Below are 13,681 nucleotides of genomic sequence, written 5' to 3'. Positions count from 1 at the left end.
CACATTTGTTGCCAAATCAGACTTTTGTTTGATTTTTTATTAGTATTTAATTGCTTTCTGTACTTTTTTTGGGTTATTAAGCCCTCTTTAATATTTAGGATTATAAAATGATGAATATAAAAACCTTAGTTTTTAATAATAATAACAAGTTTTGTTATTAGTGAAGTGTTGATTAGCATTTCAAATTTAGTATTTTTGAAACATGATAAATCAAGATACCATAGTTGCTTTAGCAACACCATCTGGAGCAGGCGCCATTGCTGTTATAAGGCTATCTGGAAATGAGGCTATAAGTATGGCTGATAGTTGTTTTCGTTCTGTAAAGACTAAAAAAAAGCTTGTAAATCAAAAAACTCATACTATCCATTTAGGGCATATTATTGATAACTCTAGAACGATTGACGAAGTTTTAGTATCTGTTTTTAAAAACCCTAATTCGTATACAGGTGAAGATGTTGTAGAAGTGTCATGTCATGGATCAAACTATATTCAGCAAGAAATAATACAATTGTTTTTAAGACAAGGTTGTAGAATGGCAACTGCTGGTGAGTTTACGCTTCGCGCTTTTTTAAATGGTAAATTAGATTTAAGTCAAGCCGAGGCTGTAGCCGATTTAATTTCTAGTGATAATGAAGCATCGCATCAAATTGCCATGCAGCAAATGCGTGGAGGTTTTTCTTCCGAAATTGCTAAACTTCGCGAAGAGCTTTTAAATTTTGCTTCCCTTATTGAATTAGAATTGGATTTTGCAGAAGAAGATGTTGAGTTTGCCGATAGGACTCAATTTAAAGAATTGGTTGAGCGTATTCGATTTGTGCTAAAACGACTTATAGATTCCTTTGCTGTTGGAAATGTTATTAAAAATGGAATACCTGTTGCAATAGTAGGTGAGCCAAATGTAGGGAAGTCTACACTTTTAAATGCGTTGTTAAATGAAGAACGTGCTATTGTGTCTGAAATTGCTGGAACTACTAGAGATACTATAGAAGATGAAATTTCAATAGGAGGTATTGGGTTTCGATTTATTGATACAGCAGGTATTAGAGAAACAAAAGACGTAGTTGAAAGTATAGGTATTAAAAAAACTTTCGAGAAAATAGATCAAGCTCAAGTTGTAATTTTTATCGCCGATAGCACAAATTTTAAAGACGAGTCTTTTGTACATTCATTCAAGATTGAAGTTGAGAAGATTAAAAATAAATATCCGCTAAAACCATTACTTATTATTGCAAATAAAGTTGATAAGTTAAATGGAAAGCAAATAGAATTTGTTAAAAATGATATTCCAGATATTCATTTATTATCTGCAAAAAATGTTATTGGTGTAGAGGAGTTAAAAGACAAACTTTTAAGTTTTGTAAATACAGGTGCATTGAGAAATAATGATACCATTGTAACTAATTCTCGTCATTATGATTCTTTATTAAAAGCTTTTGAAGAAATTGAGAAAGTTAAAGATGGTTTAGATTCAGGTTTATCAGGAGATTTATTAGCTATAGATATTCGTCAAGCACTTTATCATTTTGGAGAAATTACAGGAGAGATTACTAACGATGATTTGTTAGGAAATATTTTTGCTAATTTCTGTATAGGAAAATAGTTTTTTTTGATACAAATTTTTTAAATATATTTATGATAATTATCATGAAATAGACTTGTTACTTTTTTCAAATTTGCGCTTTTAAACTAAACAACCATTACTAATGAATAAGAACAAGTTCACTATTGTTAAACTTACTTTAGTTTTCCTAATAATTTTGTCATCTCAATTTGCCATTGCTCAATTAGAAATTGGAGCAGATATAAGACCAAGGTTTGAGTACAGACATGGGTTTAATAATTTATTTCCTGATAATGCAGAACCTGGAGCATTCGTAGTACAACGTTCTAGATTAAATGTTAAATACAGCATTGATAAGCTTGATGTTATGATGAGTATGCAGGATGTAAGCACATGGGGTGATACCAGACAAATTGATGCTACAGATAGTAATAATTCTTTTTCATTATTTCAAGCATGGGTTGAATATCATGTAAATGAAAATTGGTCTACTAAATTAGGAAGACAAGTTTTATCTTATGACGATCAAAGAATTTTAGGAGGCTTAGATTGGGCTATGCAAGGTCGTTTTCATGATGCTGCTTTAATTAAATACAAGAAAGATAGTTTTATAGCAGATTTTGGTTTTGCTTTTAGTCAAGAATCACAAAGTTCTGTAGGTAATGTTTTTACAATTCAAGGGGCATTTACTTATAAAGCTATGCAATTTGCTTATCTTAAAAAGAATTGGGAAAACAGCTCAGCTAGCTTTTTGTTTTTAAATACTGGGTTTCAAAATTTCACAGGAGTTGATAATACAATAGCAGATGGTGTGTATTACAGACAAACTGCTGGGTCTTATTTTACTTTTCCTGTTAATAAATTAAAATTTAAAGGGTCTGCATATTATCAGTTTGGAAAATCCAATGAATCTACAGATTTAAATGCATATCAAGTATCTTTAGAAGCTAATTATAAACCAGCAAAAACCTTGTTTGCATTAGGTTTTGAAATGTTAAGTGGTACAGATCAAGATGGTGATACCAAGAATAAATCGTTTTTTCCTTTATACGGAACAAACCATAAGTTTAATGGATTTATGGACTATTTCTACGTAGGCAATCATGCTAATAATGTTGGATTAAATGATTTGTATGCAAAAGTTGTATTTAATGCAGGAAAAAACGCTACCTTGCTTACAAAAGCTCATTATTTTTCAGCTAATGCAGATTTAAGTAACAATGCCGATAATTATTTTGGAACTGAATTGGATATTGTTTATAATAGAAATTTAATGAAAGATGTTACATTAAGTGTTGGTTATTCTCAATTATTTGCTTCAGATAGCATGAGTTTAATTAAAAGTGGTTTACCTAATGATAATACGAATAACTGGGGTTGGGTACAATTAAAAATACAACCAACTTTGTTTAAAAGCACAAATAAATAATATTGAAATCTACTAAAAACATATTACCTCCAAAAACCACAAAATGGCGAACTACTGCTGTCATTTTTATTGGTATAATAATTGGTTTGGGTTTGTTTATGGCAAAGGAATCTAAGATAACATCTTACATGTCTGATGATCCACAAGCCTGTGTTAACTGTCATGTAATGACACCCGTTTACAACAGCTGGATGCACAGTTCTCATCGAGAATGGGCAAATTGTAACGATTGCCATGTACCTCATGATAATGTTTTCAATAAATATTATTTTAAAGCTAAAGATGGGTTATATCATGCATCTGTTTTTACTGCAAGAGCAGAACCAGATGTTATTGAAATGAAAGAAGCATCGCAAGAAGTAGTACAAAATAATTGTATTCGATGCCATGTACAACAAGTTACACAAGTAAAATATGATGGTTGGATTGAAGGTCATCGAGAAAATAGAACAGGGCGACAATGTTGGAGTTGTCATAAATTAGTGCCACACGGAAAAGTACATGGTATATCTACCATAAAATATAATATTGCACCATTACCAACAGACCAAGAAAAACTTGTTATTCCTGCTTGGATGGAAGAACAACTTAAAGATTAAAACGCATAGAAATGAAAAACAAAGTATTATTTATTATAACCATTGTTGTGGTTTTTTTATTAGGACTATTAGCGTCAAGTATTGTTAATAGAAAATCTGAAGCAAAATATAAATATACACCTAGTGTAGATATTGCCGAAAATGAACCTAGAAATGCTGTTTGGGGAGAAAATTTCCCATTAGAATATCAGTCTTGGTTACAAACATCAGACACAATGTTTGCATCTATGCAAGGTGGTTCTGCAATGCGAGATGTTTTAGAAGAAGATCCTAATTTGGTAATTCTTTTTGCAGGTTATGGTTTTTCTAAAGATTATAACCAAGGAAGAGGGCATGCCTATGCTATTGAAGATATTCATAATTCTTTAAGAACGGGAGGACCAAAAGGAAATGGAGATGGCCCAATGCCAGCAACATGTTGGACATGTAAAAGTCCTGATGTACCACGTTTAATGAATGAAATTGGTATTGCCGAATTTTATAGTGGAAAATGGGCTGATAAAGGTGCCGAAATTGTAAATCCAATTGGTTGTGCAGATTGCCATGACTCTAAAACAATGAAATTGCGTATATCCAGACCAGCACTAGTTGAGGCTTTTGATGCTATGGGGAAAGATATTAACAAAGCAACCCACAACGAAATGCGTTCTTTAGTATGTGCACAATGTCATGTAGAATATTATTTTAATAAGAACATACCAGGAAAAGAAGGCACGCCTTATTTAGTATTTCCTTGGAAAGATGGTATGACTGTTGAAGATATGGAGAATTACTACGATAATTTAGAATTCTCTGATTGGACACACAAATTAAGTAAAACACCAATGCTAAAAGCGCAGCACCCAGGTTACGAAACATTCTCTACAGGAGTACATGCAGATAGAGGTGTATCTTGTGCAGATTGTCACATGCCATATAAAAGCGAAGGTGGACAAAAATTTACCGATCACCATATACAATCACCTTTAAATAATACCTCTAATGCTTGTCAAGTATGCCATAGAGAAGAATCTAATAAATTGATTGCTAATGTTTATGAAAGACAACGTAAAGCAACCGAAAATAGACTTAAATTAGAAGATTTGTTGGTAAAAGCACATTTAGAGGCTAAAAAATGTTGGGATTTAGGAGCTACAGAAGCACAAATGAAACCTATTTTAACAGATATTCGTCATGGACAATGGCGTTGGGATTATTCGGCTGCATCTCACGGTGCATCTTTTCATTCACCTGTTGAAACTGCGAGAGTTATTGGTAGTGGTTTAGTAATAGCACAAGAGGCTCGTGTTAAGTTAGCTAGATTATTAGCAGAATTAGGACATAACAAAGCTATCGATATGCCAGACATTTCAACAAAAGAAAAAGCACAAGAGTTTATTGGCTTAGACATGAAGAAATTAAAAGCAGAAAAATCTGAATTTAAAAAGAATTTATTACCAAAATGGCTTGAAGAAGCTAAAGCTCGTGAAGATAAAATGCCAGTTAATTCGGTGTCTTCAGTAGCAAAATAATAAGAAAGTAAAACAACATATTTAAGGATACCTTATTAACTAAAAGTAAGGTATCTTTTTATTTAACACAACATGTAAACTAAATGAATAAAATCTTACGCCTTTTTGCTTCACCCATTTTAGCGGTTTTATGCTTGTTTATTTTTGCAGTATCTATGGCTGTAGCCACATTTGTAGAGAATGATTATGGTACTGCAACAGCTTGGAAAATTATTTACGATGCTTGGTGGTTTGAAGTAGTAATGTTAGGGTTAGGTATTAGCTTTATCATGAGTATTTTTAAATATAAACTTTGGCGAATTGAAAAATGGGCATTGTTAACGTTTCATTTAGCATTTATTATTATTTTACTAGGAGCTGGAATTACTCGTTATGCCTCTTATGGTGGTATTATGCGTATTCGCGAAGGTGCATCATCAAATGTTATAATATCCGATAATAATTACCTTCATATTCATTTATCAGATGGTACAACTAATAAAATAGTAAAAAAGCAACTAAGTTTTTCACCAATAAGTAATAACGATTTTAGTATTAATACAGACTTTAACAATACTCCTGTATTAATTTCATATAATAATTTTGTTGCAGATGCCATCCCAGAGATTATAGATGATGCAACAAATGGAAAACCTATGATTCAGATGGTTGTTTCTGCAGGAAATGGAAGAGAAACTGTTTTTCTTGAAAAAGGCGAGGTAGAGGCAATTGGAGCTCATAGACACAAAGTTGGTTTTGATGTGGAAGAAGCAGATGTTATCAATATAACAGAAAAAGATGGTGTTTTTAGTATTCTATCTCCTAGAGATTTAAGTACATTTGTTATGGCTACAGAAACTGCTAGCACCATAAAAAAAGACAGTTTACACACAATACAATTACGTACACTATATCGAGATGGCGATGCTTCATTTGTACCATTATCATATCATCCAAAAGGAGCTATTACACTTGTAAGCGCTTCAGAAAAACTAAAAGATAACGACGAGCAAAAAGATGATGCTTTAGTTGTAAATATTAAAGTAGGAGATCAAACAAAAGAAACCACATTATTGTATCGTGAAGGATTTTTACCAATAAAGCATGATGTGGAGGTGAATAATATAAAAATGACTTTGTCTTATGGTTCAGAAGCTATAAAAACACCATTCTCAATTCATTTAGATGATTTTCAATTAGAACGCTACCCAGGTTCAACAAGTCCATCGGCATATGCAAGTGAAGTAAAAGTGATTGATGGAGATGTTGAAACACCTCACCGTATTTTTATGAATAATGTATTAGATTATGATGGGTATCGCTTTTTTCAGGCGAGTTATGATACTGATGAATTAGGTACTGTTTTAGCTGTAAATCATGATGCATTAGGAACTAATGTTACTTATTTAGGGTATTTATTAATGATGATTGGTATGTTTTTTACCCTTTTTGGAAAATCATCACGCTTTACATTAATTAATAAAAAATTAAAAAAGTTGAAGCTAAAAAGTGCAACATTAATTTTAGTATTACTGTCTATGTCTAATATGGTTTTTTCTCAAACAGAAAAGCCAGATATTAACTTAGACATGATAAAGCAATTAGAAGTGGACAATCAACATGCAGAGTTGTTTGGTCGCTTAATGGTTCAAGATTTAGATGGCCGAATAAAACCCATGAATACTTTGGCATCAGAGTTCTTAAGAAAGCTTTCACGTAAACCTTATTTCAAGTTTACTAAAAATGGAGAAAGTGTTGTTTTTAGTTCAAATCAGGCATTTTTGGCAATGCAATCGGCCTCAAATATTTGGCAACATATTCCGCTTATAAAAGTAGATTTAAAAAAAGGTGGAGAATTATTTGAAAATTTAAATATTAGTGAAGATGGCCTAGTGTCTTTTACAGAATTACTTGATGATAAAGGTAAATATTTGTTAGATGATGCCGTTGAAAAGGCTAATTTAAAAAAGCCTGCAGAACGTAATGAATTCGATAAAGAAGTTTTAAAGGTTGATGAAAGATTTAATATTCTATATAATGTGTTTACTGGAAATTATTTAAAGGTGTTTCCTAATAGTAATGATCAAAATAATAAGTGGCACAGTCAAACCCATCATTTTGATGATTTTCCCTCTGAAGATGCCGTTTTTGCAAAACAAATTATACCAACTTATTTCAAAAACGTAAATGCTAAAAACTGGATCGCAGCAAGTGAAAATCTAGAGTATATAAAAACATTTCAAGATATTTTAGGAAAAGAAATTATCCCAAGTAGAAAACGTATTGAAGCAGAATTATGGTATAATCAACTTAATTTGAATTTCTGGTTATTTCAAGTGTTTTTTGTTATTGGCGCAATACTTTTAGTTTTAGCAATTATAAAGATTTTTACCAATAAAAAATCAGTTAATTTCATTTGGTATGCTTTAGTAATTATTACGTTAGTCAGTTTTATTTTGTTTACAGGAAATATAATTTTACGTTGGTATGTAGCACAACATGCTCCATGGAGTAATGGTTATGAAATGTTGGTTTTTGTATCGTGGGTATTATTACTTTGTGGATTATTAACATTTAGAAAATCTGATTTTAGTTTGCCATTGGCTACACTTTTTTCTGGTGCTTTATTGTTTGTAAGTTATTTAGATTGGTTAAGTCCAGAAATAACCAATTTAATGCCTGTTTTAAAATCATTTTGGTTAAAAATTCATGTAGCAACAATTGTTAGTAGTTATGCACCATTGGCACTTTCTGCAGTATTAGGTTTTATGGCATTATTGCTCATGATTTTTAAAACTAAAAAGTCTGAAAAAGAAATAGATATTAGAATAAAAGAACTTACTTATATAAACGAAATATCCATGACAATTGGTTTATTTGTATTGGCTGTAGGTACTTTTTTAGGAGGTATTTGGGCTAATGAATCTTGGGGACGTTATTGGGCTTGGGATCCAAAAGAAACTTGGGCATTAATTAGTATAATAGTTTATGTTATTGTCTTACACCTGCGTTTAATTCCTGGTTTAAAAAGTAATTACATATTAAATACAACTAGTGTTTTTGCTTTCGGATCAATAATCATGACTTCATTTGGTGTTAATTATTATTTGTCGGGTTTGCATAGTTATGCTGCTGGCGACCCATTACCAATACCTTCATTTATTTATGTATTATTAGTAGTTGTAGTTTTAGTTTCTGTTTTAGCTTATTTTAGAAAGAAAGTTTTTAAAAACAATTAATAATCTTTTACTTAATTTTTAATTTACTTATATTTTTGTAGGTAATAACACATGATATTTTGTTTTTTATAAAAATAAATCGATAAAACGATTATTTTTAACGGTAAATTACATAAATTTGTGCTTTAAACCCCTAAATCTATAACATGAAAGTGAAGATTATTTTATTCAGTCTAAGCCTATTCCTCTTTACTGGTATTAGTTTTGCACAAAAAAAGAAAGCACCTAAAAGTTTTATAAGCGAAAAAGTTACTATAAAAAAATATCATAATAAAGGTGAACTTGAACGCATGCAAAAAGGAGAATTAATTACATTATATTCTGAAAGAATACAAGTGTTAATAAGAACATTGCCTTATGTAGCATTTGCAACTAAACCAGGAATAACGATGACTACATTAGGTATTCCAAACAATAATGATAATAAGAAAGCTCTAGAGAATCAATTTGATTCTACTGATGAATACCTTGAGAAAGCTGGAGAATTTCATAGTGTATATTTGCCTTATTCTGATACAGGAAATTTAATTGCTGGTATATTATATTATGAAGAAATAATGAAATCTCTTCACCAGTATAATGATTTTCGTTAAAAGTTTATTCGATTAAACAATTATTTATATAAGTTTCGACTTCTCAAATTAATGTCAATTATATTTTTGTAGCTTTTAACTTTCGTATTCGAATTTTTATTAAATCAATTGCATTTTATCGATTGTAATTCTTATCTGAACTATATAAGTATTGCATTTCATCGAAATAATTAGCACTTCATGGATTTTTTTGTATTTTTGAGTTATAATTGAATCTGAAATTATATTTAGTTTTTATTAAATATCTAACTATGAAAAACATTACCCAAATTATTTTCATGTTCCTTTTTGTTATGGCAAATAGTTTTGCACAACAAGAAAAAGGTATTGTGGGAGAAGAGAACTGGCTAAGTAATTGGACTGAGTTTAAGCCCAATCAAAAAGAATATGGTGAGCCAACTAAAATTTTAACTGGTAATATTGAAGAAAACACGACACTATATAAAAAGGAAGTTTACCTTTTACTAGGAAGTGTATTTGTAACCAATAACGCAACTTTAACTATCGAAGCTGGTACAGTAATTATTGGCGACTATAATTCGAAAGGATCTTTAACCATATCAAAAGGCTCAACAATTATTGCAGATGGTTATCAAACAGACCCAATAGTTTTTACATCAAACAGAAGTGTTAAAAGAGCTGGTGATTGGGGAGGTCTTACTATTTTAGGTGATGCCCCGTCAAATAAATTTGGTTATGGTTCTGTAGCATCTTTTCATAATCAAGTTAACCCAATATCCAATGGAGCTGCTAATTATGGTGGTGAAAACGTTGATGATAATTCAGGTATTTTAAGATATGTTAGAATTGAATTTGCTGGTAAACGTGTAAAAAATGGTAGTTATTTTAATGGTTTATTATTAGCTGGTGTAGGTCATGAGACTATCTTAGAAAATATTATGGTTAGTTATTCTGCCGGAAATGGTTTTGAAATTATTGGTGGAAATATAAATATGTACAACATAGTGTCATATAGAACAAATAGTATTGATTATAACTTTAATTATGGAGCTCAATGTAGTTTGCTTAATTCACTAGCTATAAGATCTCCATATGTTTCTAGTAACAATGGGTCAAGATGTTTACAAATTTTATCTTATAACAAAAAAGAAGAAGTTGACTTTGCAAAAAGTGGAACCTATGTTAATGCTAAAAATTTAACCTTTATAAACGACAGTAAAAATTTAGAAACCGATATAAAAATGAATTTAGTTCAAGAATCTATATATGTTGGTGAAAACACATCTTTTATTATGAGTAAAAGTGTTATTTCTGGATTTAACCCTGCAGTAATATTAGATGAAAAAATAACATTAAATCAAACTAATTTAGACAGAATCATATTTAATAATATGTTGTTTAACAACTGTAACGGAAATATTTTTGTTGATTATAATTCTAATAATGAAGACTTAGAAAATTGGTACGGCAATAGTGTATTTTTTAATGTGTATTCTAAAGGTGATAATTACGAAACTTTTATTGATACAAAAAATGAAAAAAAACCAGATTTCAGGTTAAGAATTAACAAAATAATAGCTTCAAACGAAGTTGACCCTGATTTAAGAATAATGGATTAAATGCAAAATGATTATTAAAACTCTAACCTATATACTTTCTTGTTTGTATTCTCATAAATTTTGTCAAAATATTTGGCTTTAATGTAAATGAGGTAAAGTATTAGTTTCTAGATGTTTTATTTAATTAGTAAATAAAATTGAATGAGGAATATTACTTTATTTTACGTTATTGTTTTTTTAATTTCATCATTAAGCAAAACGTTACATGCTCAAATTGTAATTAGTAAGCCTAATTTAGGTTTTACTCAGGCTTGTGCTAGCCCTTCATTTAATAATTATAATTTAACTTTTTCTTTTACTCCAGAATCTGCTTTAGAATCATCAAATAAATTTATAGCAGAATTATCAGATGAGACTGGTAGTTTTTCAGATCCTACTATAATTTATTCATCTACTGCAGGCACATTAACAACATCTCCAGTAACTATAAGTTTTTCGTTACCTACAAATATAGCAGGGGAGGCTTACAGAGTAAGAATAAAAAGTACAGCACCAAATTCAATTAGTTCTAGTTCAAATGTATTTGCTGCCTATTATAAAATTCAGGACACACCATTTTCAATAAATAATTTAATAGCCACAGGTGTTTATTGTTCTGGTGGTAGTTATATATTAACTATTGATAATCCTGGCGGCTCATCAAATGATTCCCCATTACAATATGCTTCATTAACATATAATTGGTTTAAAGAAACGAGTCCAACCACTTCAGTTTTTGTTTCAAATGGAGAAACTTTATCTGTAGATCAACCAGGAACATATTTTGTAGAAACTAATTACGGTACATGTACCTCAAATTCATTTTCAAATAGAGTAACCGTAAGTGAAGCAGCTTCTGGCGCTACAAGTAGTATTAGTTCTAGTATGGGGAACCCATATTGCTCGGCAGATGGCGCAACTGTATTAAGCGCTATTAATGCAATTGGTTATCAATGGTTTAAAGATGGTGAAGCAATATCTGGAGCTACCAGCCAAATGTATGAAACTAATGAAGCAGGTGAGTATTCGGTAAGTATCGATTTAGGTGATTGTATGACAAGTGCAATTATTAATCTTGAAAACACAGGTTTTACAAGTAGTATAAACGTAGATGATGTTGTTAATTTTAGCGAAGACGATTCATTTTTAGCTACCATAACAACAACAGCAAAGAATCCAGAATTTAAATGGTATTTAAATGATTCTTTAATTACAGGTGCTAATAATCATAGTTTAGAAGTTATAGAAACAGGCTCTTATAAAGCAGTTGTTACTCAAACATCTGGTTGCAATGCTTCAACAGAATTTTCTTTTACTGTAAAATCTGCATTTCCAGATGTAGATAATATTCCAAATTTAATTAGCCCTAATGGTAATGGAGAAAATGATACTTGGGTAATTCCTCAAAAATATGTTAGTGGAACAAATACGGAAGTTGTAATTATAAATTCACAAGGTAAAATAGCACTTCAAACTAATAATTATCAAAATAACTGGCCAGAAAATCAATTGGATTTTAATGATGTAAATCCATTGTATTATTACATCATAACTACTTCTGATGGTAAAACAAAGAAGGGGTCAATAACAGTTGTTAAGTAATATGAAAACTTATCTATTACATATAGTTTTATTTTTCTGTATTACACAACAACTCTATTCTCAAGAAAATGGTGTTGTTGCATTTAATATGCCAGCCAGAAATTCTTTAAAATTTAACAGACAATTTATTAATCCAACTTTTAGTTTTGTTCGAGAGCAAAATAAATATATAAGTTTTAATAATAAACGAGAATGGGTTCAGTTTGATGATGCTCCACAAACGTATTTGTTTGGTTATTCTGGTAGATTTAGAGAAAACGTAGGTGCCGGTATTAGTTTATTTCAACAAGATTATGGAGTTTTAACCACTTTTGGTGGCGTAGTGAATTTTGCATATAATGCTGTTCTTGATAGAGATAGTAATTTAACTTTTGGACTCAACCTTGGTATTTATAAAAGTGGAATTAATGAAGGTAATGTTGTAACTAATTTTCCCGACTCGGCACTTGATAACTTTCCATCAAATTCAATAATTACAATAAACCCTGGAGTAAATTACGGAATTGAGTTTTTGGACTTTGGTGTTTCATTAAAAAACCTAGTATCTTATAATTTTACTACTTCAAAAATGATAGAAGATAATCCTGAGCAAGGTATTCAAGCACATATTATGTATACGGGTTATATGAATAGTCGAGGCTTTTTTGATGAGAGTAGATTTTCAGGTATTGTAAGTTCAGAATTTAAAAAAGATCAAACTGTATTGTCAGGAATGCTCATGTTAATGGTTCCAAAAGGTATTTGGGCACAAGCTGGATATAATAGTTTGTATGCTTTATCATTAGGTGTTGGTTTAAATGTGAGTCCTCAAATTGCCATTGAATACAATTATGAAAAGGGTGTTGGCGGCTTTTCAACATTTGGAAATTCTCATGATATTACTTTAGCTTATAAATTTAAAAATAACTACAGGTATAATTATAGTGGAGATGATGATGAAGAAGCTTTAATAATGTCTTCAAATAAAAAATATAAAAATATTGCTAAACGTAGAAAGTCAACAAATTCACAAAGTCGCAAAAAGACTAAACCAGTTGCTATTGAAAAAAATGATGTGAATTCTGAAAAAGTTACTTCAGGTAATCAAGATAAATTAAAAGATGAAAATTCAAATATAACTGAAGCAGCCCAAGCAAAATTAGCAGAAGAAGCAAGAATAGCGGCAGCGGCAGCAGAACAAGCAAGAAACGAAGAATTAGCAAGAGTAAAAGCTGAAGAAGCAGCTCAAGCAAAACTAGCAGAAGAAGCAAGAATAGTGGCAGCGGCAGCAGCAGCCCAAGCAAGAAACGAAGAATTAGCAAGAGTAAAAGCTGAAGAAGCAGCTCAAGTAAAACTAGCAGAAGAAGCAAGAATAGCGGCAGCGGCAGCAGAACAAGCAAGAAACGAAGAGTTAGCAAGAGTAAAAGCTGAAGAAGCAGCTCAAGCAAAACTAGCAGAAGAAGCAAGAATAGAGGCAGCAACAGCAGCAGCAGCCCAAGCAAGAAACGAAGAGTTAGCAAGAGTAAAAGCTGAAGAAGCAGCCCAAGCAAAATTAGCAGAAGAAGCAAGAATAGCGGCAGCGGCAGCAGCCCAAGCAAGAAACGAAGAATTAGCAAGAGTAAAGGCAGAA

Annotated in this window: 9 protein-coding genes; all 9 read left to right on the top strand. The window is 30.9% G+C overall.

Going from position 1 to position 13,681, the window contains the following annotated elements; all coding sequences use genetic code 11:
• Positions 1 to 202 precede the first annotated feature (202 nt).
• Entirely contained in the window at positions 203 to 1,600 is a 1,398-nt protein-coding gene (gene mnmE, locus Q0842_RS15120) for a tRNA uridine-5-carboxymethylaminomethyl(34) synthesis GTPase MnmE (RefSeq protein WP_298500061.1), read from the top strand.
• 103 nt (positions 1,601 to 1,703) lie between these two features.
• Positions 1,704 to 2,990: an alginate export family protein gene (locus Q0842_RS15115; protein ID WP_298500058.1), complete on the top strand. Its 1,287-nt coding sequence runs from the start codon at positions 1,704 to 1,706 to the stop codon at positions 2,988 to 2,990.
• A 2-nt stretch (positions 2,991 to 2,992) separates the two neighbouring features.
• On the top strand, positions 2,993 to 3,589 hold the full coding sequence (gene nrfH / locus Q0842_RS15110) for a cytochrome c nitrite reductase small subunit (protein ID WP_298500055.1): 597 nt from the start codon (positions 2,993 to 2,995) through the stop codon (positions 3,587 to 3,589).
• Between the two features lie 11 nt (positions 3,590 to 3,600).
• On the top strand, positions 3,601 to 5,100 hold the full coding sequence (gene nrfA / locus Q0842_RS15105; protein ID WP_298500052.1) for an ammonia-forming cytochrome c nitrite reductase: 1,500 nt from the start codon (positions 3,601 to 3,603) through the stop codon (positions 5,098 to 5,100).
• A gap of 83 nt (positions 5,101 to 5,183) precedes the next feature.
• The gene (ccsA, locus tag Q0842_RS15100) at positions 5,184 to 8,318 is read left to right on the top strand and encodes a cytochrome c biogenesis protein CcsA (protein ID WP_298500049.1); all 3,135 of its coding nucleotides are present in this window, start codon (positions 5,184 to 5,186) and stop codon (positions 8,316 to 8,318) included.
• A gap of 146 nt (positions 8,319 to 8,464) precedes the next feature.
• On the top strand, positions 8,465 to 8,911 hold the full coding sequence (locus tag Q0842_RS15095) for a hypothetical protein (protein ID WP_298500046.1): 447 nt from the start codon (positions 8,465 to 8,467) through the stop codon (positions 8,909 to 8,911).
• Positions 8,912 to 9,162: 251 nt separating this feature from the next.
• Positions 9,163 to 10,491, top strand: a complete 1,329-nt coding sequence (locus Q0842_RS15090) for a hypothetical protein (protein ID WP_298500043.1) — start codon at positions 9,163 to 9,165, stop codon at positions 10,489 to 10,491.
• Between the two features lie 141 nt (positions 10,492 to 10,632).
• On the top strand, positions 10,633 to 12,072 hold the full coding sequence (locus Q0842_RS15085; RefSeq protein WP_298500040.1) for a gliding motility-associated C-terminal domain-containing protein: 1,440 nt from the start codon (positions 10,633 to 10,635) through the stop codon (positions 12,070 to 12,072).
• A gap of 1 nt (position 12,073) precedes the next feature.
• Positions 12,074 to 13,681, top strand: a 1,608-nt coding sequence (locus tag Q0842_RS15080) for a PorP/SprF family type IX secretion system membrane protein (protein ID WP_298500037.1), incomplete at its 3' end; no start/stop codon positions are given.

It is taken from the genome of uncultured Algibacter sp. (assembly GCF_947495675.1).
Lineage (GTDB): Bacteria > Bacteroidota > Bacteroidia > Flavobacteriales > Flavobacteriaceae > Algibacter_B.
This window is presented reverse-complemented; position numbering and strand designations above follow the sequence as displayed.

Excerpts from the sequence above, each read along its gene's own strand:
- Q0842_RS15115 (WP_298500058.1), top strand. The coding sequence starts at position 1,704 with ATGAATAAGAACAAGTTCACTATTGTTAAACTTACTTTAGTTTTCCTA.
- mnmE (WP_298500061.1), top strand. The coding sequence starts at position 203 with ATGATAAATCAAGATACCATAGTTGCTTTAGCAACACCATCTGGAGCA.
- Q0842_RS15090 (WP_298500043.1), top strand. The coding sequence starts at position 9,163 with ATGAAAAACATTACCCAAATTATTTTCATGTTCCTTTTTGTTATGGCA.
- ccsA (WP_298500049.1), top strand. The coding sequence starts at position 5,184 with ATGAATAAAATCTTACGCCTTTTTGCTTCACCCATTTTAGCGGTTTTA.
- nrfA (WP_298500052.1), top strand. The coding sequence starts at position 3,601 with ATGAAAAACAAAGTATTATTTATTATAACCATTGTTGTGGTTTTTTTA.
- Q0842_RS15085 (WP_298500040.1), top strand. The coding sequence starts at position 10,633 with ATGAGGAATATTACTTTATTTTACGTTATTGTTTTTTTAATTTCATCA.
- Q0842_RS15095 (WP_298500046.1), top strand. The coding sequence starts at position 8,465 with ATGAAAGTGAAGATTATTTTATTCAGTCTAAGCCTATTCCTCTTTACT.